Source organism: Acrocarpospora pleiomorpha (assembly GCF_009687885.1).
Taxonomy (GTDB): Bacteria; Actinomycetota; Actinomycetes; order Streptosporangiales; family Streptosporangiaceae; genus Acrocarpospora; species Acrocarpospora pleiomorpha.
Window position 1 is genome coordinate 113,248 of the sequence record NZ_BLAF01000008.1, and the last position, 21,819, is coordinate 135,066.

19 protein-coding genes and 1 pseudogene are annotated in these 21,819 nt (G+C 70.1%); 6 read left to right on the top strand and 14 right to left on the bottom strand.

Going from position 1 to position 21,819, the window contains the following annotated elements; genetic code table 11:
- Window positions 1-54: 54 nt before the first annotated feature.
- Window positions 55-387 (bottom strand): sporulation protein, encoded by a 333-nt coding sequence (locus Aple_RS07730; RefSeq protein ID WP_155343796.1) that lies wholly within the window; start codon window positions 385-387, stop codon window positions 55-57.
- 52 nt (window positions 388-439) lie between these two features.
- On the opposite strand from Aple_RS07730, the gene Aple_RS07735 reads away from it, so the two are divergent.
- Window positions 440-1,333: a GNAT family N-acetyltransferase gene (locus Aple_RS07735; RefSeq protein WP_155343797.1), complete on the top strand. Its 894-nt coding sequence runs from the start codon at window positions 440-442 to the stop codon at window positions 1,331-1,333.
- Between the two features lie 5 nt (window positions 1,334-1,338).
- On the opposite strand, the gene Aple_RS07740 is transcribed toward Aple_RS07735, so the two are convergent.
- The 6 genes from Aple_RS07740 to Aple_RS07765 form a co-directional block, all read right to left on the bottom strand.
- Entirely contained in the window at window positions 1,339-2,190 is an 852-nt protein-coding gene (locus tag Aple_RS07740) for a PrsW family intramembrane metalloprotease (protein ID WP_155343798.1), read from the bottom strand.
- Window positions 2,187-2,747 (bottom strand): hypothetical protein, encoded by a 561-nt coding sequence (locus tag Aple_RS07745; RefSeq protein WP_155343799.1) that lies wholly within the window; start codon window positions 2,745-2,747, stop codon window positions 2,187-2,189. The genes Aple_RS07740 and Aple_RS07745 overlap by 4 nt, the downstream gene beginning before the upstream one ends.
- A gap of 42 nt (window positions 2,748-2,789) precedes the next feature.
- Complete coding sequence (locus Aple_RS07750) at window positions 2,790-4,790, bottom strand: zinc ribbon domain-containing protein (protein ID WP_155343800.1); 2,001 nt, start codon at window positions 4,788-4,790, stop codon at window positions 2,790-2,792.
- On the bottom strand, window positions 4,787-5,227 hold the full coding sequence (locus tag Aple_RS07755) for a recombinase family protein (RefSeq protein ID WP_170321333.1): 441 nt from the start codon (window positions 5,225-5,227) through the stop codon (window positions 4,787-4,789). The genes Aple_RS07750 and Aple_RS07755 overlap by 4 nt, the downstream gene beginning before the upstream one ends.
- Before the next feature lie 217 nt (window positions 5,228-5,444).
- Window positions 5,445-5,633 carry a hypothetical protein gene (locus Aple_RS07760; protein WP_155343802.1) on the bottom strand — a complete coding sequence of 63 codons (189 nt, stop codon included), beginning with the start codon at window positions 5,631-5,633 and terminating at the stop codon, window positions 5,445-5,447.
- Between the two features lie 41 nt (window positions 5,634-5,674).
- The gene (locus Aple_RS07765; protein WP_170321334.1) at window positions 5,675-7,090 is read right to left on the bottom strand and encodes a pentapeptide repeat-containing protein; all 1,416 of its coding nucleotides are present in this window, start codon (window positions 7,088-7,090) and stop codon (window positions 5,675-5,677) included.
- Between the two features lie 156 nt (window positions 7,091-7,246).
- Between Aple_RS07765 and Aple_RS07770 the strand changes: the two genes are divergently transcribed.
- Complete coding sequence (locus Aple_RS07770) at window positions 7,247-7,606, top strand: DUF2203 domain-containing protein (RefSeq protein ID WP_155343804.1); 360 nt, start codon at window positions 7,247-7,249, stop codon at window positions 7,604-7,606.
- 101 nt (window positions 7,607-7,707) lie between these two features.
- Here Aple_RS07770 and Aple_RS07775 read toward each other — a convergent pair whose 3' ends face one another.
- Window positions 7,708-8,622 carry a sirohydrochlorin chelatase gene (locus Aple_RS07775; RefSeq protein WP_218038174.1) on the bottom strand — a complete coding sequence of 305 codons (915 nt, stop codon included), beginning with the start codon at window positions 8,620-8,622 and terminating at the stop codon, window positions 7,708-7,710.
- Between the two features lie 79 nt (window positions 8,623-8,701).
- On the opposite strand from Aple_RS07775, the gene Aple_RS07780 reads away from it, so the two are divergent.
- Both Aple_RS07780 and tnpB read left to right on the top strand, forming a co-directional pair.
- Entirely contained in the window at window positions 8,702-9,598 is an 897-nt protein-coding gene (locus Aple_RS07780; RefSeq protein WP_155343805.1) for a ribokinase, read from the top strand.
- A gap of 449 nt (window positions 9,599-10,047) precedes the next feature.
- On the top strand, window positions 10,048-11,430 hold the full coding sequence (gene tnpB / locus Aple_RS07785; RefSeq protein WP_155343806.1) for an IS607 family element RNA-guided endonuclease TnpB: 1,383 nt from the start codon (window positions 10,048-10,050) through the stop codon (window positions 11,428-11,430).
- Here tnpB and Aple_RS56220 read toward each other — a convergent pair.
- Window positions 11,345-11,581, bottom strand: coding sequence for a glycerol dehydratase reactivase beta/small subunit family protein (locus tag Aple_RS56220; protein WP_155343807.1), 237 nt, complete (start codon window positions 11,579-11,581; stop codon window positions 11,345-11,347). The two genes, tnpB and Aple_RS56220, sit on opposite strands and share 86 nt — an antisense overlap.
- A 49-nt stretch (window positions 11,582-11,630) precedes the next feature.
- Window positions 11,631-11,905: pseudogene (locus tag Aple_RS56225) on the bottom strand (propanediol/glycerol family dehydratase large subunit); the annotation flags it as partial.
- A gap of 291 nt (window positions 11,906-12,196) precedes the next feature.
- Here Aple_RS56225 and Aple_RS07805 point away from each other — a divergent pair.
- Window positions 12,197-13,390 (top strand): DNA polymerase domain-containing protein, encoded by a 1,194-nt coding sequence (locus tag Aple_RS07805; RefSeq protein ID WP_155343810.1) that lies wholly within the window; start codon window positions 12,197-12,199, stop codon window positions 13,388-13,390.
- A 3-nt stretch (window positions 13,391-13,393) separates the two neighbouring features.
- Here Aple_RS07805 and Aple_RS07810 read toward each other — a convergent pair whose 3' ends face one another.
- The 3 genes from Aple_RS07810 to Aple_RS55480 all read right to left on the bottom strand — a co-directional run bounded on the left by Aple_RS07810 (window position 13,394) and on the right by Aple_RS55480 (window position 19,451).
- Window positions 13,394-15,547, bottom strand: a complete 2,154-nt coding sequence (locus Aple_RS07810; protein WP_155343811.1) for an FAD-dependent oxidoreductase — start codon at window positions 15,545-15,547, stop codon at window positions 13,394-13,396.
- Window positions 15,534-16,634: an alpha/beta fold hydrolase gene (locus Aple_RS07815; RefSeq protein WP_155343812.1), complete on the bottom strand. Its 1,101-nt coding sequence runs from the start codon at window positions 16,632-16,634 to the stop codon at window positions 15,534-15,536. Before Aple_RS07815 ends, Aple_RS07810 begins: the two co-directional genes overlap by 14 nt.
- Window positions 16,635-16,715: 81 nt before the next feature.
- The gene (locus tag Aple_RS55480; RefSeq protein WP_155343813.1) at window positions 16,716-19,451 is read right to left on the bottom strand and encodes an ATP-binding protein; all 2,736 of its coding nucleotides are present in this window, start codon (window positions 19,449-19,451) and stop codon (window positions 16,716-16,718) included.
- A 231-nt stretch (window positions 19,452-19,682) separates the two neighbouring features.
- On the opposite strand from Aple_RS55480, the gene Aple_RS07825 reads away from it, so the two are divergent.
- The gene (locus tag Aple_RS07825; RefSeq protein ID WP_155343814.1) at window positions 19,683-20,453 is read left to right on the top strand and encodes a VOC family protein; all 771 of its coding nucleotides are present in this window, start codon (window positions 19,683-19,685) and stop codon (window positions 20,451-20,453) included.
- Window positions 20,454-20,471: 18 nt separating this feature from the next.
- On the opposite strand, the gene Aple_RS07830 is transcribed toward Aple_RS07825, so the two are convergent.
- A complete protein-coding gene (locus Aple_RS07830; protein WP_155343815.1) occupies window positions 20,472-21,605 on the bottom strand; it encodes a 5-methyltetrahydropteroyltriglutamate--homocysteine S-methyltransferase in 1,134 nt (377 codons plus the stop codon).
- Between the last annotated feature and the right edge of the window lie 214 nt (window positions 21,606-21,819).

Genomic DNA, 21,819 nt, shown 5'->3' on the forward strand with positions numbered 1-21,819 from the left:
CTGGTCATTTCCGGGGGCGGAGCAGCCGGAACGTCAGCGGTGTGCGCGGGGTGGTCAGTGATTGGCCGGTCGTTTCCGGTGGCGGAGTAGGCGGAAGGCCAGTAGCGCGAGCAGGGCTGCCAGCAATTGGCCGCCGAGGATGAGACGGCCGACGTCGAGTGCTGGTTCCCAGCGGGCCTTGCCGTCCTTGATGACGTAGGCCCCGATTGGTCGCGCGGTGATGGCGCCGCCGCCCTCGCCTGTGCCCTGGTTCCCGTTTCCGTTGCCGAAGCCGCCGGCCCCGCGGATGGCTGCGGCGGGAATTATCGTGACGCCGTCCCGTTCGTATGGCTCGCCGAATACGCGCTGGGTGCCGGTGAGGCCGGTCAGGAGCTCTCGTACGTCCATGCCCCAATTAGATAGCAAGTGGTCGCCAAGAGGCCCGGCGTACAACGGGGGCATGGAAATCAGGCATCCGAAGCCCGCTGACGCGGACGCGATTTACGAACTGGTGGCCGAGCATGACACCCGGGTGCTCGGACGGCCGGACTTGACTCCGGCGGACGTACACGATCAGCTCACCGAGCCCGACTTCGATCCGGCTGCGGACGGCTGGCTCGCCTACGAGGGGGAGCGGCTGGTCGGCTGGGGCTGGGCCTGTCGCAAGGGCGGGAGCGATCGGGTGGACATCGACGTCCGGGCCCGTGGCGCCGAAGCCGAGGAGGCGCTCTGGGAGCTGGTGCTCGGGCGGTTCAGCGGTGTCACCGCGGACATCGGCATCTACCCCCAGGACACCGCCCAGCAGGAGGCGGCCAGGGCGCGCGGGTTCGCGCCCGCGACCAGCTTCCACCGGATGCGCATCGACCACAACGGCGAGCCCGCGCCCTCGTTCCTCGCGGGCGTGACCGTCGAGACCGGCTCAGGCGACGACGAGGAGCTGCTGCGCGCCGCCCACGCGATCAAGGAGGAGGCGTTCGCCGAACATTTCGGGAACGTCCCGCAGAGCTTCGAGGAGTGGGCCGACGTGCGGGAAGCCTCCAGCGCGCACGACTGGGGGCAGGTGCTCGTCGCGAAAGTGCACGGCGTTCCCGCGGCCGTGGTGGTCGGCACGAATCACTTCGTCTCGGACGAGAACTGCGGCTACGTGCTGACCCTCGGGGTCCGGCCCGCCTTCCGCGGCAAGGGCCTCGGCAAGCTGATGCTCCGCCGCGCGTTCGCGGCCGACTGGCGTCGCGGCCGCGCCGGCACGATCCTGCACGTGGACGCAGGCAACACGACCCCGGCCCTGGACCTCTACCTGTCGGTCGGCATGCGGCGCATCCTCGCCATCGACATCTGGCAGAAGGCGCTCTGAACGGGTCAGGCCGCTTCCTGGACCTCGGCCTGGGCGGTGCACGGGACGCGGTGGCGCTCGTCGTGGCGGGCCAGCACGAAGACGATCAGGGCCACCAGCAGCAGCGGGAGGCCCTTGATCAGGAAGGAGCCGGCGAGGGCGGGGGAGTCCCACCAGGCGTGCATGAGCATGGCCAGCACGAGGCCGCCCGCGCCGACCAGGGCGCGGCGCGGCATCGGCCGGCAGGTACGGCCGAGGAGGTAGCCGAAGGCCGCGCCGCTGACGGCGGTCATCGCCCAGTGGCTCCACCAAGTGGAGAGCACCACCCGGACGAACAGCGAGCTCAGGGTGTCGCTCACCTCGTGCACCCCGCCCGCGGCGGTGATCGTGTTGAAGACGTAGAGGAAGTTTTCGACGACCTGGAAGCCCAGCCCGATCAGGGCGCCGTACCCGAATCCGGCGAGGGGCCCGCTGATGAGATGGGACGCCATCAGGGCCAGCAGCGCCACCCCGGCCACCTTGGCGAGCTCCTCGTCGACGGGCGCGGCGATCGTGGCGCCCCACCGGTCGGTGAACTCCAGGCCCACGGTCTTCCTCAGCAGGCCGAGGAACGCGGTGTTGGCCGCGAACGCCACCCCGAAGGCGCCGAAGCCACCCCAGGCCAGGGCCATCAACGCGTACTTCGCCGGATTCGAGCGGACCGGGCGGATGCGATGGAACAGCCAGAACCCGACCAGCAGCAGCGGAGCGAGCACGACCAGGCCGATCAGCGCGCCCGCGCTGAAGACGCCGGCCTGCGGCACAATGATGATCAAGGTTGTGTACGCGCCGAGCGCGCACCCCACCGCCCACACCCAGAACGCCGGACGCCCCGTCATGCCCCGGCTCCGGCGAACCTGATCGAACGCAGCATCGCGCCGACATCCTCGCCCATGACCTCGCTGGGCGGCCCTGTCACCACGACGTCGGCCCCCAGTGCCGCGGCGGCGAAGACCGCGACCAAGGCCATCCGATCCCGGAAGGTGACAGGCCCGGCCAGCCCCGGCACGCCCTGCGCGGTCGTGATGGTGACGGTCTCGCCTTGGCGGGCGTTGACGCCACCGGCCTGCTCGATCCGGCCCAGGCCGTGCCACAGCTGCTCCGGCGTGGCCCCCTCGGACATGATGACGCTGAGCTGGAACGAGGTGAGCCCGTTGAACAGCGCCACCGACTCCGACAGCTCCGTGCCGTCGACGTCCAGCGCCCACCCGTCCGGCACCTGAACCGAGACCGGCCGCTGTTCATCCGCCCCCAGCGGCCCCACCTGGACCCGCGCACCCGCGGGCAACGGCACCTCGCCTCCGGTGACCCGCCGATCCGCCATCGGGAGCCCGACCCCGAGCACGACCAGTACCGCGGCGACCGCCAGCGTCCCCAGCCATCCCTTGCGGTCCATACGTCCCCTCGGTCACCAATTCCCCAGTCATAGCGTCTCTAATCAGCTAAGCGATCCCATGTCGGACATAGCGTCTGGCTCGGGTTGTGCCCACCGTGGTGGGGGAGCATGGGCGTGCAGGTGGAAGCCCGCGCCCAGTGCTGCTCCTCGCGGCTTGTGCCGGCTGGTGGGTGTGCTGATCGTCGTCACGCCCTGGTGCCGGTGGGCTGCGCGGGGCAGCCCGGCCCGGTCCGTGTGAGCGTGTCCCTCCGGACGCTTGCCCGCCGGACCCGGAGGGCCGGTGGGGGAGGGCGCCTCGCGTCGCCTGGGCGCGGGGCGTGTGGAACGAGGCCGGGTGGGTCCTGTCTTGGACCGGTCCCGGCTGGTCGTGACGGTGGCCGGGGTGACGACCACGGCTTTGGCTTCGAGTTCGTCCACCACCGAGCCGATGACCAGGGTGCCGCTGGCGCGGTCGGTCGCCGTCTTGGTCTGGTGGGTGATGCCGCGTGCCGCGATGCGCTGCCATGCGCCGGCGTCGCGGTTGCCCTGGTAGCCGCAGGAGTCGCAGATGGCCCACTTCCAGCCTGGCATGGTGGGCCGGTCCGGGGCTTTGCGGTGCCGCAGCGGCAGCAGGCACCGCGGACACTGCTTGGAGGTGCCGCGGGCCGGGACCATCACCACGGCGATACCCACCTCGGCGGCCAGGTGCCGCATCCGATCCACGATCTGCCCGCGCACCTGCTGGGACATGCGTGTGTTCATCGTGGCGCCCATGCCCCCCGCTTCCATCGAGCGGAGGTCTTCGACATAGATCACCGTTGCACCGGCGGCGATGGCCTGATCCACCGTCCAGCGGGCAGCAGCCCAGGCGAGGGCGTCATTGAGGTTGGAGCGGCGGGCGCTGACGGCCCGGATCTCCTGGGTGAGGACCTGGTGCTTGGCTGTCAGCGGGTGTTCAGTCAGGTGTTCGGTGTCGCCTGTGGTGAGCCGATGGTACTGCTCGGCTTTGGCGTGAAGGTGCTCTGACAGGCGGCGGAGCCGGTGCTGCTTGGCAAGGACACCGGCGGCGCGGAACATCGCCCCCGCTCCGAGGGGGGTGATGGTTGCGTCCTCGCGGAGCCGGACGGCACCCACGCTGAGCAGGGTGTTCAGGCCCCAGTCCACGCCTAGCGCGACGGTGTGCCCGATTGGCCGCGCCTTCGGGACCGCGTAGGTGAAAGCGAGATCAACTCGCACGATGCCGGTGCCGTGATGTGCGCCGTGGTGGATGCGCAGGGTGGGCAGGTGCAGCACCGCGCCCGGCCCGATGGTCGGCGGCAGCGTGATCGGGCAGGCCACCCACCTCCAGTCCAGGGAGGAGCGCGGGTCCGGGCGGGTGGGCAGCTGCAACCGCAGCAGTGCCCGGCCCGGATCCTCCGCGCGTGCGATCGTGGCCTGCTGCCTATCGCACGCCGACAGCGGCAGCATCCGCGCGGTGCGGGGCGCGGGCTCCAGCTCAAACACATCGACGGGGAGCCGCCCGTGCTTGCGCGCGAAGGCGGCGGCTTGCCGGGTGCGGGACTTGATCACGCTCGATGGCAGGAACCGGCCCTGCGGCACAGCGTCGCGGACGGCGGCCCACTCCTGCGGGGTGCGCTTGGCGGGGTCGTTCGGCCAGGACGCCAGCACTCCGGCGGTCAGGTCGGCGCGCCACTTTGCCGACCGCAGCGTCCGCCCGGCGCTCTCCTGGGCCATGCGAAGGATCCGATCATTGACGCGGATGTCCGATGGTGGCGCGGCGCTCCAGCCAAGACGCCGCAGCGCCATCCACGCATGGGAGGGCAGCGTGCGGTCGCCCGCGTCTTTACCGGAGGCCAGCACATCCACGTCCGTGCTGTTCCAGTGCTCGGCAAGCAGAGCCCCGACCATGCCGGACACCAGATCAGCAGCCCAGCCCACCCGCTCAGCCAGCACAGCGCCAGACAGACGTTCGCCGCTCTTCTCATCCACGCCCATGCGCAAGACAACGCGGGCGCAGGCCGTGCGGGACGTCTCCTCCTCGGCGAGCGGCAGTTTCCGGCTCACGTGCACCGACCCTCTGTGCCGCCGCAGTGGCCGATCTCGGCGAGTAGTCGCGCGCGAGCCCGCGCCAGCCTCATGCCGTACGCCCTGCCCGCGAAGATGGTGATCAGCGAGGTGGTCGAGGGTGGCGTCGTACACCGCGAACAGGCGGCGCTTGAGCCAATCGATACGAATCGGGCTAGCCGGTCCTCTTGGATCACCCGCACCACCGTCACGGTCCCATCGCAGACCATCGCCGACAGCCGGTTCACGCCGGGCCGGTTCTCCCGCAACCCACCGCCGCGGTCCTGGACGACCTTCACGACCTCGCCCGTGGAGGTGGCCCGCCACGCCTCCTCCCGCGCGGCCAGTGACGATTCCTGGCCGGAGGAGCCGTATACGCGCGTGTGCAGAACCTCCCGCCGGGGGCGGGTGGTCGCCACTTCGCTCCCGCGTTTCATGTTCTCCATATCGAGGGAGGAGAACCGCCGCTCACGACCGACTCAGGAGACGGGATCTATCCGTCGATAGCCCACGGCGAAGCGTCATCGGGCGGATACCCAGATGCTTCGCGGCCTTGTACATACGCAGCAATTCCATACGTACAACGATACATATACAATACCAGTGATGACCAAGGAAATCGAATAAGCCTGCCGGTTCCGGATCAGACGTGCACTACGTCTTCCGCCGCGCCGCCCACACCGCCAGGGCCAGGCCGGTGATGACCACGATCGGCCCGATGATCGCCCACGTGGTGTTCCCGCTCATGAAGCTGCCGCCGACGTAACCGAGCCCCTGCAGGGTCCAGACGGCCCCCATGAGGACCAGGAGGGCGCCAAGACCGATAAAGAAGGGTTTTCCCATAGCCCCAGTCATAGCGCCTCTGAGGGGATCTCGGCGAGCACTCACCGCCGGACTCGGCTCCGCACGGCCAGCAGCGCCAGCGCCAGCAGGAGCGGGGCGAGCAGGCGCAGCACGAGTTCGATCCATTCGCCGGCCGGGGTGAGCGGGACGTCGGTGCCGCGCAGGAGCGAGGTCGCGGCGCGGACGCTGAAACGCACGGCGTCGCCGTACGCGACGGGAGCGCCGGGGAAGCCCCACTGGACCAAGGCTGCGGACGTCGTGACGATGACGACCGCCAGGGCGGTCAGGGCGCGCCAGACGCGTACGCCGTAGCCGGACAGCAGCCAGTAGAGCGACACCAGCAGCCACTCGCCCAGCGTGGCCGTGACCCCGCGCCACCAGCGCTCGCGCAGCCGGACCCGGAGCTCCTGCCAGAGCCCGATCCGGCGCATCTCCATCTCGCCGTAGTAGAACTCGGTGACGGCGGGCTCGTCCTTGGCCTCTTCGTGCATGCGGCGCAGGGCGTGGTAGTCGCCCTGGATGTTGCCGCTGACGGCGGCGTCCTGGTCGTCGCCCGGGATCGCCCAGCGCCGCCGGCGGCGGGCTGACCCCGTTCGGGCGCGGAAGCGGCGTTCGTCCGCCAGGGCGATCCGGCGGGTCACCCAAAGCCCGCGCGGGGTGTGGCCCCACGAGTTCCAGTCCTCGATCGCGAGCTGGTGCAGGTTGTGCGCGCCCCCGAACGAGCAGCGGGACAGATCCACCGAGGAGAGGGTCAGGCCGGTCAGGTCCGTGCCGAGCACGCTGAGCAGCCGGGGGCGGTCGGCGAGGCGGTACTCGGTGATCGTGGCCGGGGCGGCGGCGATCGCGGAGGGCGCGCCGAAGTGCACATCGTGCAGGACGATCTCGGCCGGTCCCGACGAGGTGAGCCGGACGCCGCTCTCGAAGACGGTCCGGTCACATTTGAGCGTCCCGTCGGCCACCTCGATCCTGGCGCGGCGGCGGAACGTGCTCAGGCTGAAATCCGTCAGGGGGGCGTCCAGGGTCAGGCTGGCGGCGCCTTCGAACAGGGCGCGGGTGAGACGGGCTTGGCTCCGGAACGTGACCCCGTCGAAGAGGACGTCCCCGTGGAAGCCCACCTGCTGGAACCAGGCCTCGTCCTCGAATTCCGCTTCGACGAAGCGCGTGTATCTGGCGAACGACGCGTCGCGAAAGGTCGCCTCGGCACGGAAAACGGTGTTCCTGATCGTGCTGCGATGCTCGAATGTGGCGTGTGCGAACAGGGCCGGGCCGGTGAAGACCACGTTGTCCAGGGTGAACCGGCCGGTGAAGGTGGCGCTGGTGAAGTCCGCCGGGCCGTTGAAAACCAGGTCGGTCGAGTCGAATCCGCCCGTGAAGGTGCTGCCCTCGAAGGACGCGGGGCCCTCGAAGACCACCCTGGCGGATCCGAATCCGCCCAGGTGCTGGCCTCTGAGATCCACGGCGCGGACGATGGCACGGCCTTGGTCGTCACGCTCGCCCGTGCCGAAAGTATGCGCCAGGCAACCCCGGCTTCCGCGCAGTGCGTTCTCTGGACATTCGGTGCACGTCGGCATGAGAGAACAAGCTACTCGGCGGTCGCGATAACCTCCTCAGACATGGAGAGGATCTTCAGTGTCGAGGGTGCCCGTTCCCTCATGCCCGAGGCGCGCGAACTCGTCGGGGAGCTGATCGAGCTCCGTGCCGACCTGGCCGAGCTCGGCTACGACCTGAAACAGTCCGGGACGTCGACGCGGGGCGGCCTGGCCGAGGCCAAGGGCCTGGAGGCCAGGATGGCCGAGATCGTCGGCTGGTTCTCCGACCACGGCGTCGAGCTCAAGGGCATCGCCCCGGTCCTGATCGACTTCCCCGCCGTCCTGAACGGCATGTCGGTACGGCTCTGCTGGATCGAGGGCGAGGGCGAACTCGCCTGGTACCACCGCAGCGAACTGGGCTTCGCCGGACGCCGGCCACTCTGACCCGAAGCGGGTAGCCGTGGTCGGCTTCGCGACGCGACGACCGCTTGACCCGAAGGGGTGGGCGACGGTCGCCCTTGTCTCCAGCCGGTAGCGGGTGAGCCCTAGCCTTCCGGGTATTCCTCGCCGAACTCCCCGAATTCCTCGAAGTCCTCGTTCAGGTTGCCCAGGATCGCGCCGTACCGGACGGTCACCATGCGGGCGACCGCCTCGTGCGCGCCCAGCGGTGACGCGCAGCCCATGCACTCCGCGGCGGCGGCCGTGATCCGGTCGGGATCCACCTCGGGGCCGATCACGAAGGGGGCCAGCGCGATCCGGGACGCGCCGATGTTGCGCAGCCGGTCGGCCGCGTCGGCGACTGTGGGGCGGCCGTCGAAGGCGGCGGGGACGACGGGCAGGGCCAGGCGGGCGGCCAGCAGGACGGCGGTCGCGTCGGCGGCCCTGGCGGATTCGTCGCCGCCGACGGTGGCCACGATGATGCCGTCCACCGGCGAGGTCACGTTGAACAGGCGGATGCGGTCGGCGCGGGCCAGGCCGCGCTCCGACAGGCGTACGTGCAGGGCCTCGGCGAGGAAGGGGTGCGGGCCGAGCGGGTCGGTGACGGTCACCGGGGCCTCGCTCTCGGCGACCGCGTCGCGGACCGAGCGCATCACGCGCGGGTGCGAGCCGGTGATCAGCGGGACCACGATGGCGGCGCGCGGGCGGGGTTCGCCGTCGACTTCGACGGGCAGGCCGCGGGTGGCGCGTTCTGCGGCGATGGAGGAGAACTCCTTGGCGAGGTCGGCGCCGCCGTCGGTGAGCGAGATGAGCCGGAGGTCGAGTTGCGGGTTGTCCACTCGGATGATCGAAGCCAGCTCGGTCACGACGTCGTCCACCGCCCCTGGGACCGCGAGCACCAGGGTGGGCGCGTCCGCGGGCAGGTTGACGGGCAGCGGCCTGCGATGGCGGCCGCCTCCGCCTGGGCGCGACGAGCGTTCCCGGATGGGGAGCTTCGCCGGAACGTCTTGACCTTCGTTCACACCGGCGGATTCTAGGACTAATCAGCCGAATTAGTGGAGTCGACGGGCCGATGCGTTCCCTGGGAGGAACATAGGAGCCGTGATCACGGTATTCGGCAGCGCCAACATGGACCTCGTCGCCTACGTCCCGCAAGCCCCTCACCTGGGGGAAACGGTATCGGGGACCGAGTTTCGCACGGTTCCCGGCGGAAAGGGAGCAAACCAAGCGATCGCTGCGGCCCGAGCCGGCGCGGAGGTCGCCTTCGTGGGCGCGGTGGGTTCCGACGCGTTCGGACCCGCGTTGCGGGCGGCGCTAGATGACGCTGGGGTGAACACCGAAGGTCTTCGAGTGGTCGACGGGCCGTCGGGGATCGCACACATCGTGGTCGAGGAGGGCGGCGGGAACTCGATCATCGTCGTGGCGGGGGCGAACGGGACGGTCACCGGCCCCTCGGCCCGGGATCTGGAGGTGATCGCGGCGTCCGACGCGCTGCTGCTCCAGTTGGAACTGCCGATGGAGGCGGTCGTCGCGGCGGCGGTCGCGTCGCCCGCGCCGGTGATCCTCACGCCCGCCCCCGTGGTGGAACTCCCGGACGAACTCCTCGACGCGGTCGCCCTGCTCGTCTGCAACGAGCACGAGGCCGCCGCGATCACCGGCCTGGGAGTGCCCGACAGAGCCCTGGAAGCCCTTCTGGAGCGCGTTCCGGAGCTTGTGGTCACTCTGGGGTCAAAAGGGGCTCTGTACGGCTCACGCGACGGCTCACGCCTCTGGGCGCCCGCCGTACCGGTCAAAGTGGTGGACACCACGGCGGCCGGGGACACCTTCGTGGGCGCGCTGGCGGTGGCGCGGGCCGAAGGGCGCGGCCCGGAACGGTTCCTGCGCTTCGCCTCCACCGCGGCGGCGCTGTCGGTCCAGCGGGCGGGAGCGTCCACGTCGATGCCGTCCCGGCACGAGATCGACCGGGCACTGGAGGATCAGCCGCTGGCCAATCCGTAAACGTCCGCAACGCCTTCAGCGGGTGAGGTCGTGGCGGGGTGTAGATGTCGCGGGCCTCGCGGACGAGGGCGGCGTTGATGGGGCAGCCCTGGTGGCGGGGTCGGTGAGTCCGGTGGTGGTGGAGCGGTGGGGGCGGAGGGTAACGGGGGAAGAACTGCTGCGGGGTAGGTCAGCGTTTGTCAGTCCGTTTTCGGTTTCCTGGGTCTGGTGGGTGACCGGCTCGCCAGGCGTGGAGTTGGTCGGTGGGTCGCGGCAGGGCTGGGCCGACCTTGATGGGTTGCGGGGACCTCTCGGATCGTTTGGACCGGTTGTCGAGGATGTGTCAGGTGATCCCAGACGGGCGCACGCCTGTTCCTACTCAGATGGCTGCCGATCACAACCACCCTGGTAACCTGTAGCCACTTGTTCACCATAGGTTTACATTGGTTTGCCATGGCCGGGGAGGGTTGATGCGGGTCGTTCACGCCTACCGATACGCGCTGGATCCGACCCCGCGCCAGGAACGTCTGCTCCGCTCCCACTGCGGCGCCGCCCGTCTCGCGTTCAACTGGGGCCTGGCGCGGGTGAAGGCCAATCTGGCCCAGCGGGAGGCCGAACGCTCCTACGGCATCCCCGATGCCCAGCTGACCCCGCCGTTGTCGTGGTCGATGTATTCGCTGCGTAAATCGTGGAACGGTGCCAAGCAGGAGGTCGCGCCGTGGTGGGCGGAGAACTCCAAAGAATCTTACGCCTGCGGTCTGGACCGGCTGGCCGCCGCGTTGACGAACTGGAGCGAGTCCAGGAAGGGCACCCGTAAGGGCCCGAAGGTGGGCTTTCCCCGGTTCCGGTCCAAACGCAAGAAGGCCATGTCGGTGCGGTTCACCACCGGGGCGATCCGCCTAGACGGCCGCACCCACGTGGTGCTGCCGGTACTCGGGCGGATCAAAACCCACGAGTCCACCCGTAAGCTCGCGCGCCGGATCGAGGCGGGCACCGCACAGATCCGCTCAGCGACCGTCCGGCTGGAAGCCGGACGTTGGATCGTCTCGTTCTCCGTGCAGGTCGAACGTGCCACCACCACGCCCTCACGACCAGAGGCGGTGGTGGGGGTGGACTTGGGCGTCAAGACCCTGGCCGTCTACTCCGACGGCCGCCCACCCGTCGACAACCCCCGGCACCTGGCCGCCGCCTCACGCAAGCTGCGCCGCCTGTCTCGGGCGGTCTCCCGCAAACAAGGCCCAGACCGGCGCAGCGGGCAGCAGCCGTCCGGCCGGTGGCGGCAGGCCAATGCCTCCCGTAACCGGGTCCACTACCGGGTGGCCGCGTTGCGTCGCGATGCCATCCACAAGCTCACCACGACGCTGGCGGGGGAGTACGGCACGCTGGTGGTCGAAGATCTCCATATCGCCGGGATGGTGAAGAACCGTCGGCTGGCCCGCGCGATCTCCGATGCCGGGTTCGGCGAGATCCGCCGCCAACTCGCCTACAAGACCGAGTGGGGCGGTGGCCGGTTGGTGGTGGCCGGCCGCTGGTTCGCCTCCAGCAAAACGTGTTCCGGGTGCGGCGCGGTGAAAGCCAAACTCGCCCTCTCCGAACGCACCTACACCTGCGCCGCGTGCGGCCTGGTCCTGGACCGGGACGTGAACGCGGCGCTCAATCTGGCTTCCCTGGTGAAGCACACCGTCGCCGGGAGTGGCCCGGAGACGTCAAACGGACGTGGAGTCGACCGTAAGACCCCGCCTGCCGGGGCTGGTGGCTGTGAAGCGTCTACCCCGCACCGCGCCCTGCCCGGGTCAGACGGGGACTTCCGTCCAGTAATGGACGGATCACTGAGAAACACTGAAACTCAGTGAACGGCGATGCTGTAGAGCTCGGGACAGGTCGCGCCGGGTGGATGAGCGCGGTGCCCTTGGCTTGCAGGCCGATCCCGATGCCGGAACCGGACCGGCGGGCGGCGGTCAGGCAGATGAGCCCGAGGTCGACGGTGTCGTTGATCCTGACCACCCGCCCGACACAGCGCGGTCATCACGTCGGCCATGGTCAGCCCGGTCTCCCGGATGGTCCACGCCGCGTGCAGGATCGCCACCGCGTCGCTCGCGGTCAGATCCTTCGACCCGGCCGCGTCCACCGCCGACTTCACCTGCTCGTGGGTGAAGTCCGCCAGCCCGAACCGCCCGTACACGGCCTGTACGGCTTGCGCCGCCCGATCCCGCAACGCCCCGATCTCCGCCGCCGACGCGGTCCGAAGCCCCAGCCCACCCCCCAATCCCGCTGCATCGCCAGATAATCGTCGATGTCCTCAGCGTTCCAATTAGAAGGACCGAACATGTTGTCGTACCGCTGAATCGATCCGAACCCACCACACGAAGTCCGACCCCGCCAGGAAGATCGGCAGCGTCCTGGACGTACGCCGCGGCAGGGGGCCTCTCCCTTGTATTTATCCGTGCGCGAATAGTGACACCCAAGGAGCTTGTCAAGCTATACGACATGTAATGCAAATGCTTACAAATCGAACGATTGACAAAATGCGGAAACTGTTCCGAAATTGCGCCTTAAATGGACCGGAAATTGGTTTGGGTCGCGCGCAGATTGTCGGTGCCAGGTCGTATCGTGGGCGCTATGTCCGATGCGGAGATCATTGAGGTCGCCGGCCGGGAAGTGAAGATCACCAGCCCTGAGCGGGTGGTCTTTCCCCGCACCGGCCACACCAAGCTGGACCTGGTCCGTTTCTACGCCGCCGTTGGGGAGGGCGCCCTCCGCGGCGTCGCCGACCGCCCGCTGGTGCTCAAACGATTCGTGCACGGCGTCGACGAGGAACCGTTCTTCCAGAAGCGCGCCCCGGCCAAACGCCCGGCCTGGATCGAGGTGGCCGAGCTGCGCTACCCGTCCGGCCGCTCCGCGGAGGAGGTCGTCGGCCGCGACCTCGCCGCCGTGCTCTGGACCGTCAACCTGGGCTGCGTGGACCTCAACCCGCATCCGGTCCGCGTCCCCGACCTGGATCACCCCGATGAGCTGCGGATCGACCTCGACCCGGTGCCCGGCGTCTCCTGGGACGAGATCGTCGACGTCGCCTTCCTGGCCAGGGACGTGCTCGGCGAGCACGGCCTGACAGCATGGCCGAAAACCTCGGGCTCGCGGGGCTTCCACGTCTACGCCCGGATCACCCCCGGCTGGACCTTCCCCCAGTTGCGCAAGGCGGCCGAGGCCGTGGCCAGGGAGATCGAAAGCCGCGCCCCCGGCCTGGCCACCAGCCACTGGTGGAAGGAGGAACGCCAGGGCGTCTTCGTGGATTTCAACCAGAACGCCCGCGACCGCACGGTCGCCTCCGCCTACAGCGTGCGCCCGACCGGCCTGGTCTCCACCCCGCTGCGCTGGGACGAGGTCCGCGGCTGCCGCCCCGAGGCGTTCTCCCTCGACACCGTTCCCGCCCGCTTCGCGGCCGAAGGCGACCCCTGGGCGGAGATGGACTCTTCCGCGGCCGAGGGGTCCCTGGATTCGCTGCTCGCGCTGGCCAAGGAGCAGGGCCCGCGCCCGAAGGCGCCCAAGGGAACCGGCCGCCGCCAGCCCACCATGCCGCTGATCGAGATCGCCAGGGCGCAGACGAAGAACGAGGCGCTCGTGGGCCTGGACCGCTGGAAGGCCCGCCATCCCGAGGTCGCCGCGCTGCTGGAGCCCGCCGACATCCTGATCGACTCCATGCGCGGCCGCAGCTCCGCCTGGACCCGGATCCGGATCAACCTCCAGCATGTCCCCGAATCCGAGCGTCCGGCCCAGGAGCCGCTGGAGGTCGACTACGACCCCTGGAAACGCTGAGGGTCAGTTGCCGGGGCCGTACACGTCCCAGAGCTCGCCCAGGAAGAACGCGCCGAAACGGGCCAGCGCCGCCGCGCCGCCGGGACCGGCGGTGTGGAACGTGGTGAGCATCCTGGTCAGGTCGGCCGGCGAGATGCGCAGGGTTCCCGTGGCCAGGACGCGGCCTTCCTCACCCTCCTCGACATGGCCCTCCAGCAGGGTGCTGTGCAGAGTAGAGGTGTCCAGCCACAGCCGGGTCGGCGGGCCGTGCTTCACGTGCTTTACCCCGAGCAGGGTGCGGGGCTGGTCCTCGCCGTCGCGGAAATGCAGCCGATAGCGCATTTCCCGGTGCTCGGGCGACTCTCCAGGCGCGAAGAGGTTGAACCAGCCCCGCTCGATCGGGCGCCGGCCCCCGCAAATGGCGGCGTCGATCCATCCTTCGGCCCGGGCGAGGTGCTCGGGCTCGGTGAGAAAGCGGTCTACATCGTCGGCGGTGATGGTGATCTGGAACGCGAAGCCGTCGCCGCCGCCGAGCGTGCCGCGCATTTCCTCGGTGAACGACAGGGCGGTGTGGACGGGCATCGGCGCGTTCTTTCTGGTGGTGATCCGGTCCGCCATCCGGTCGGCCATGGCGGCGATGGTGAGCGAGGGGTTCGGTCCCACCGGTCCTGGCATGGCCGCGCCGTCGGCGACGTACAGGCCGGGGAAGCCGAACACCTCGCCGCGCGAGTCGCAGACGCCCTCGCCGATGTGGCGGCCCATCGGGGCGCCGCCGAGCGGGTGCGCGGTGAGCACCCGCCGCAGCGGCGCGTCGGAGTATTCGGCGCCGAGGACGTCGCCGATACGCCGGATCGTGCCGCGCAGCTCCTTGTAGTACTCCTTGCTGGTCTCCGCGTCCCAGTCCAGGACGAGCCGCTCGCCGTGCAGCCGCAGCACGCCGTCGGGCACGTCCCGGCCCATGCCGAGGATCGGCAGCGACCGGTCGGACAGCTCGCCGTTGCCCAGCAGGCGGGACAGTTCGGCGGACAGGTTGTGGTCGCGGGTGATCAGGCCGCGCAGCCGCTCCCAGACGAACCGCACGGCCCGCTTGAACTCGTCCCCCACGTCGGCGGCCTCGGCGATCCAGTCCACGAAGGCGGGGAAGCCGCCCTCCTGGATGTAGGCGCCGTCGGGCAGCCGGATGGAACTGGTGATCACCGGCCCGCGGCTGGCCGCGATCGGCCGGTCCTGGGCGCGCAGCAGGAACGAGATGATGTCGCCGTTGCCGGAGAACCGGGTCCCCAGGGCTTTGCTGATCCCCGGCAGCTGGTTCTTGAGCAGGAGATAGGTCGTGCCGTAGGTGCCCGCGGCCAGCACCAGCCGGTCGCAGCTGATCATCTGCAGCTCGGTCAGCGGATCGTGCCGGACGAAGCCGACCTCGTAGCCGCCGCCCGGCCTCGGGGTGATCGTCCGGACCTCGTGCAGGGTCCGCAGATCCGCCCCGTGCCGCTTGGCCGCGGATAGATAGGTGTGGTCGAGGCTGTTCTTCGCGCCCTCGTTGCAGCCGAGGTCGCACTCGCCGCACAGCTTGCAGGTCCGGCGGGGCACGCCGTGCAGGTTGCCGTACTCCGGATCCACGATCTGGAGCCCGATCTCCGGCCGCGCCCCCGGCTTCGGCGCGAAGCTGACCGCCAGCGGCGGCAGCTGCCAGTCCAGACCCAGCTCGGCCGCCGCGTCCTGCATGGCCCGCGTCTTGGCCGTGTCCTGGTAGCCCTTCTTGTCGAGCGGGTACGGCGCCGCCCCCAGCATGCGCTCCACCGCGTCATAGTGCGGATCCAGCATGTCCCTGCTGATCGGCCAGTGCTCGTAGCCCCCGCCCGGCAGCGGCGACTCCCGCACGAACCACTTCTCCTCCTTGCGGAGCAGCACGTTGGCGTAGATCAGCGACCCGCCGCCGAGCCCGCTGGACACCACCGAGTCGCAGTCGCCGAAGCTCCACACGTCGAACAGCCCGTGCAGGCCCGCGGCCGGATCCCAGAACGCCTTCCCCATCTGGGCGGGGCTGCGCGGGAAGGAACCGGGCGGCCAGGCCCGCCCGCGCTCCATCACCACCACCTCGAACCCGGCCTCCGCCAGCCGGTAGGCCGCGACCGAGCCCCCGAACCCGGAACCGGCGACGAGGACGTCAACGTGCTCCATCACGCCCGCCCTCGCTGTGCTTGCGCAGGAACTCCAGGATGTGCGGGAACACGTCGCGGGCGGCGTCCTTGCCGATGATCGGGTCGACGTGGCCGTAGCCGGGCAGCACCTGCAGCTCGTGCAGCCCCGGCCGGGCCTTCGACATGATCTCGTGGCAGACGATGTTGGAGTCGCGGAACACGTGATTACGGTCCCCGGTCAGGAACAGGACCGGCGTGTCGATGTGCTCCGCGAGCTCCAGATAGTCCTTCGGCAGGGCCGGGAACCGGTCGTCGTGCCGGACGGCGTGCCCGGCTCGCACCATCCGCCGCATGTGCCGGTAGTAGTGCAGCCCGTTCGCGCCGAACAGGTCGGCCACCCGGGCGTGCGTCGCCGGGTCCAGGTTCTCGTGGCTCCACAGCCCGGGATTGCCCGCCCCCCACATGAAACTGATCATGTGGCAGGCCCGGAAGTCGCACTCGCGGTGGAACAGGGACACCGCGCGGGAGATCATCCAGCCCCGGGTCAGCACCGGCGCGTCCCCGAACCGCGAGTCCAGGAACGACACGCCCGCGACGTAGTCGAAGAAGCCGGGCCCGAGCGCGAGCTTGATCTTGGACCAGCGCGGCACCCGGGTGACCAGCGCCACGCTGTTGGAGGTCATGCTGGCGATCTCGCCGACCAGGCCGGCGGCCAGGCTCATCATGAACGACACCGAGCCCAGGCACTGCGCGATCACGTGCACCCGCTTGTTCCCGATGTGCTTGCGTAACTCCCGCAGCGCGGCCGGATGGTCGAACAGGGCGATGTCGTCGAGGGTGAACCGGTGTGTCTCGGTGTCGTAAGGGAAGCGGTTGCTCATCCGGAAATCCAGCGACCACACGTCCGGGTAGCCGCTGTCCAGCAGGAACGAGACCAGGTTGCGGTGCTCGGGCATGATGAACATGTCCGTGGACGCCGGGAGCCCGTGCAGCAGCAGGATCACGTCGTCGCTGTCGGCGCGGTGGAAGCGGTGCAGCTCCAGACCGAGCCCGTCCTCGGTCGCGAACGGATGCTGCGACACCTCGGCGTTGGGCACGCCTTCCGTGGTGAAACGCGCGATCCGCATGGTTCCGCCCTCCCGGGTATTTCCGAGATCACACCATCCCAAGAGCGGCCACGGGCGGGCATCGTGGAAAACCCGTATCTTTCACTTCAACGCCAGCGCCAGGCCGATCCTGGACGACACCCCCAGCTTCTCGTACGCATGCGAAAGGTGCGTTTCCACCGTCCGTACGCTGAGGAAAAGGCGTTCGGCGATCTGCTGGTTCGTGCACCCTTCGACGACCAGCCGGGCGACCTCCAGCTCCCGCGGCGACAGCCCCTGCCCGCCCGTGCCCCGGCTCTTGGCGGCCACCCGCTTTCCGGCCCGCCGCTGTTCCCGTACGGCTTGCGCCAGCAACCCCGGCGCGCCGCACGCCTCGAAAAGATCCCCGGCTTCGGACAGATGGGGGAGGGCGTCCTTCTTACGGCCTGCGGCGGTCAGCGCCGTCCCGGCCCGGAGCAGGGCGCGCCCGGCGGTGAGCCGCTGACCGGCCGTCGCCAGGACCTCCGCCGCCCGTAACGCCAGCTCGGCCGCGGCCGTGCCCGACTCGGCGTGGGAGGCGGCCAGGTCGACGATGCCCGCGTTGAACGCCAGCTCCGGATGGGCGACCTCGGCCGCGCGCGCCGCCCACATCCCCGGCTCGTCGCTGTGGGCGGCCATCGTCTCGCAGAACGACAACATGCTGAACTGTTCCAGCCGCCCCGCCGCGAAAGCCTCCTCGATCGCGGCCACCGGGGCCTGCCCGGCCCGCCCGGCGTGCGCGAGCGCGGTGCCGTAGGCGTACTGGGCCTGGGCGCCCGGCCACTCCCCGGCGCTCACCCCCGAGGTCGCCGCCGCCTCGCCCAGCCGCACCGCCAGCGCGTCGTGGCCGGTCGCGGCGGCCAGCAGGCTCTGCTGGGCCTGGGCCACCACCACCGCGTAACCCGAATGCAGCAGCCGGGCCACCTCCGCCGACTCCTCGGCCGCCACCGTGGCCTCGGCCAGGCGGCCCACCACCCCGTAGGCGCGACCCTGACCGGCCAGCATGTTGGTCACGATGAACGTCTGCCCGGTCGCCTTCGCGATCGCGATCGCCCGCTCGAACCGGGCCACCGCCGACCCGTGGCCGCCCAGCCACAGCTCCGCCCAGCAGAGCCAGGCGATCGTGTCCAGCCACTCCAGCAGCTGCACGTCCGGCGTGGCCGACACCAGCGCGTCGGCCCGGGCCAGATGCTCGGTCGCGGCCGGGATGCGGCCCGCCGCGTAGGCGGTCATCGGCCGCAGCGCGGCCACCGCGACCACCAGGCCATGGTCGGCGGGATCGCGCGGCATGAAGTCCAGCACCGCCTGGGCGGCCCGGTGGTCGCCGCGCATCAGGCTCTCGGCCACCAGGCGCAGCCGCATCGGCAGCGCCGCTGGCAGCCGGGGGTCGGGCATCTCGCGCAGCTCGGCCAGCAGCACCGCCCTGCCCTGCGCCGGGCGGTCCAGCAGGCGCTCCACCAGGGCGCAGAAGCGGGCCGCGAAGGCGCGCTTGGCGTGGTCCTCGCGCGGCAGCAGGCGCAGCACCTCGTAGGCGGTCTCCCGGCCCTCGGCCAGCCAGCCGGACACCACCTGGCCGCGGGCCAGCTCCAGCAGCAGATCGAGGCGGTGCTCCCGGCCGTCGGCGTCGTCGGGCAGCAGCCGGATGGCGGCCTGGAGCCAGTGCGCGGTGGTGGCCGGCGCGGTGGTGGCCACCGCCCGGGCGGCCTCCACCAGGACCGCCACCGCCTCCCGGTCGCCGAAGGTGGCCGATCGTTCGATGTGGTGGGCTCGTACGGTGGCCGGGGCGCCCACCGCCGCCAGGTGCTCGGCGATCCTGGCGTGGGCGGCCAGGCGCCAGCCGGGGGCGGCGGATTCGTAGGCGGCCTGCCGTACCAGGGGGTGGCGGAAGCGGAAGCGGTTGCCGGGGCCGGCCGGGCGGATCAGGTCGCGGGCGACCAGTTCGTCCAGGGCCTTCAGGGTGACCGAATCGGCCAGTTCGGCGGCGACGGCCGCGAGCGGAGGTTCGAACTCGTCGGCGGCGACGGCGGCGGACTGGGCCACCAGCAGGGCGTCGCCGGACAGGTCGGCCAGTTCGCGCTGGAGCGCCGCGTGCAGCGTGGTGGGCAGGTCGCCGGCTTCGATCCTGGCCAGCGCCTGCAGGTAGAAGGGGTTGCCGCCGCTCGCCTCGTACAGGGCCTGGCGGCGGCCCCGGCTGATCTCCGGGCCGAGCAGTTCGTCGGCCTCGGCCGCGCTGAGCGGCCCGACCACGATCTGCCCGCCGCCCGCGGCCAGCCGCGGCGGCGCCTGGTTCGGGCGGTACGCGACGATCATCAGCACCCGGGCCCGGGGCGGATGCCGGACCACGTGGTCGAGGAACTCGATCGTGCTGCCGTCCGCCCAGTGCACGTCGTCCAGGACCAGCACCAGCCCCGACGGTTCGGCCAGCCGCTCCAGCATCCCGATGATCGCCCGATAGAGCCGGTATCTGGCCAGGCCGCTGCGGTCGTCGCCCGGCTCCTCGGCCGCGCCCAGCGCCGGGAACACGGTGGCCAGCAGGGGATCGTGCTGCACGTCCCCGGTCTCCAGATGGCCGTCGAGCGCGTCCACCAGCGCGCTGAACGGGATCACCTGCTCGAACTCCGCCGCCCTGCCCCACAACGCCAGGCAGCCGCGCGCGCGGGCCGCCGCGTCGAGCTCGGCCAGCAGCCGCGTCTTTCCCGCTCCCGGCTCGCCGACCAGGGCGAGGAACCGGAACGCGCCGTCCATGCTCGCGTCCAGCGCCCCATGGAGGTCCCTGAGGACCTCGCCCCGGCCGACCAAGGGGGCGGTATGACCATCCATGCCCACTCACCCTGATCATTTGCCCGCTGCTACAGGGGCACTTTACAGAGCGACGACTAACCTTGAGGGACATAGCGCGATCAACCCAGACATAAAACAAACTGTCATCGGCAGCGTTCAGCTGTCCTGTCACTCATGCTTCATCCGTCTCGCGGCTTTCGCTCACCGGAAATTGTCGTTGCCGCGTGACAGTGTGTGGCTACCCGACACGGACATGCGAAGGAGCATTCCATGCTGACCACCGACTTCTACCCGGGGGCGCCCAACTGGCTCGACCTCGGTTCCCCTGACACCGAGGCCAGCGCCGACTTCTACGGCTCCGTCTTCGGCTGGACCTTCCAGTCCGCCGGCCCCGACTCCGGCGGCTACGGCTTCTTCCAGCAGAGCGGCAAGACCGTCGCGGCCCTCGGCCCGCTCACCGAGGCGGGCGCCCGCTCCGCCTGGACCATCTACTTCCACGCCCCTGACGCCGACGCCGCCGCCCAGAAGGTCCGCGAGCACGGTGGAACGGTCCGGGTCGAGCCCGACGACGTCTTCGACTTCGGCAGGATGGCCGCGTTCACCGACCCTGGCGGCGCCCGGTTCGCGATCTGGCAGCCCGGCAAGACCATCGGCCTCGACGTGGTCAACGAGCCCGGCTCGCTCGGCTGGACCGAGCTGTATGTGCCGGATCCCAGCGCCGTCCGCGACTTCTACACCACCCTGTTCGGCTGGACCATCAAGGAGGTGCCCTTCGGCGGCGGCATGACCTACGTGCTGGCCTCCACCGCCGAGGGCAAGGAGCCCGACGTCGCCGGGATCATGCCGCTCCAGGAGGGCGACACGCCGCACTGGCTGCCCTACATCGAGGTCTCCGACACCGACGCCACCCTGGTCCGGGTCGACGCCTCCGGCGGCACTGTGCTGATGCCCGCCATGGACGTGGAGGGCGTCGGCCGGTTCGCCGTCTGCGCCGACCCGCACGGAGCCAGATTCGCGGTGATCACCAGCTCCGAGACGTGAGAGCCCGGCCCAGGAGGCCTAGCCCCAGACCTCCTGGGCGGTCTCCACGATCAGGCGGATCTTGGCGAACTGCTCCTCGTGGGTGAGCGTGTTGCCCTCCACCGTGGAGGAGAAGCCGCACTGCGGCGACAGGCACAGCTGGTCGACGTCGATGAACTTCGACGCCTCCTCGATCCGGCGCTTGAGGTCGTCCTTCGACTCCAGCGCGCCGTTCTTGGTGGTGACCAGGCCGAGCACCACGTATTTGTCCTTGGGCACGAACCGCAGCGGCTCGAACCCGCCGGAGCGCTCGTCGTCGAACTCCAGGAAGAAGCCGTCCACCGCGAGCTCGCCGAACAGCGCCTCGGCGACGAAGTCGTAGCCGCCCTCGGCCGCCCACGAGGAGCGGAAGTTGCCCCGGCACATGTGCGTGGTCACCCGCAGCCCCCGCGGCCGGTTGGCCAGCGCCGCGTTGATCTGCTTGATGTAGCGCAGGTGCAGGTGGTCGGCGTCGTCGCCGCGCGCGGCGATCTCGGCCCGCTGCACCGGGTCGTTGAGGTAGGCCAGGCTGGTGTCGTCGAACTGCAGGTAGCGGCAGCCGAGCTCGGCCAGCCGCAGCACCTCTTCGTTGTACGCGGCGGCCAGGTCCGTCCAGAAGTCCTCAAGATCGGGGTAGACGCCGGGATCGATGGAGGCGGGGCCGCCCCGGTAGTGGACCATGTTCGGCGACGGGATCGTCAACTTGGCCGTCTGTCCCGGCTCGACGGTGTCGCGCAGGAAGGTGAAGTCGTCCGCGAAGATCGTCTCAGTGAGCCGGATCGGCTCGGCCACCCGCATCGCCGGGGGCGCGAACTCCAGCTCCTCCTGGTCGTTCCTGAACCGGACCGTGATGTGCTCGCCGGTGGCCTGGGTCACCCCGCCGAGCCGGTAGATGAAGTCCATGTGCCAGGACGCCCGCCGGAACTCCCCATCGGTCGCGGACCGCAGCCCCGCGTCCCGCTGGGCCCGCACGACCTCCCGGATCGCCGCGTCCTCGACGTCCCTGAGCTCGGCGACCGTGATGGTGCCCCGGCCGAAGTCGTCACGCGCGCGGAGCAACTCGGCCGGTCGCAAGAGGCTGCCGACATGGTCCGCGCGGAAGGGAGGTTCGCGAAAAAGGGGTTCGCTGCGCATAACTGGATCATCTCCACACGTTCGGTGTGCGAATGCTCGTTCGTTTTCAGGCCCCGATAGGCCCGACGCTAGCGCCATTCCGCGCCCCAGGCGATCAGAATTGACAATGATCGCGACATCTCAGTCGATTCGCAGGTTCGGAGTGACTTACATCACATCGGCAACTCGGCTTGGTCTTTGTCACACCGTGTTCACAAACGGGCAATGGATGCGA

Excerpts from the sequence above, each read along its gene's own strand:
- Aple_RS07730 (WP_155343796.1), bottom strand. The coding sequence starts at position 387 with ATGGACGTACGAGAGCTCCTGACCGGCCTCACCGGCACCCAGCGCGTA.
- Aple_RS07735 (WP_155343797.1), top strand. The coding sequence starts at position 440 with ATGGAAATCAGGCATCCGAAGCCCGCTGACGCGGACGCGATTTACGAA.
- Aple_RS07740 (WP_155343798.1), bottom strand. The coding sequence starts at position 2,190 with ATGACGGGGCGTCCGGCGTTCTGGGTGTGGGCGGTGGGGTGCGCGCTC.
- Aple_RS07745 (WP_155343799.1), bottom strand. The coding sequence starts at position 2,747 with ATGGACCGCAAGGGATGGCTGGGGACGCTGGCGGTCGCCGCGGTACTG.
- Aple_RS07755 (WP_170321333.1), bottom strand. The coding sequence starts at position 5,227 with ATGAAACGCGGGAGCGAAGTGGCGACCACCCGCCCCCGGCGGGAGGTT.
- Aple_RS07760 (WP_155343802.1), bottom strand. The coding sequence starts at position 5,633 with ATGGGAAAACCCTTCTTTATCGGTCTTGGCGCCCTCCTGGTCCTCATG.
- Aple_RS07770 (WP_155343804.1), top strand. The coding sequence starts at position 7,247 with ATGGAGAGGATCTTCAGTGTCGAGGGTGCCCGTTCCCTCATGCCCGAG.
- tnpB (WP_155343806.1), top strand. The coding sequence starts at position 10,048 with ATGCGGGTCGTTCACGCCTACCGATACGCGCTGGATCCGACCCCGCGC.
- Aple_RS07805 (WP_155343810.1), top strand. The coding sequence starts at position 12,197 with ATGTCCGATGCGGAGATCATTGAGGTCGCCGGCCGGGAAGTGAAGATC.
- Aple_RS07810 (WP_155343811.1), bottom strand. The coding sequence starts at position 15,547 with ATGGAGCACGTTGACGTCCTCGTCGCCGGTTCCGGGTTCGGGGGCTCG.
- Aple_RS07815 (WP_155343812.1), bottom strand. The coding sequence starts at position 16,634 with ATGCGGATCGCGCGTTTCACCACGGAAGGCGTGCCCAACGCCGAGGTG.
- Aple_RS55480 (WP_155343813.1), bottom strand. The coding sequence starts at position 19,451 with ATGGATGGTCATACCGCCCCCTTGGTCGGCCGGGGCGAGGTCCTCAGG.
- Aple_RS07825 (WP_155343814.1), top strand. The coding sequence starts at position 19,683 with ATGCTGACCACCGACTTCTACCCGGGGGCGCCCAACTGGCTCGACCTC.
- Aple_RS07830 (WP_155343815.1), bottom strand. The coding sequence starts at position 21,605 with ATGCGCAGCGAACCCCTTTTTCGCGAACCTCCCTTCCGCGCGGACCAT.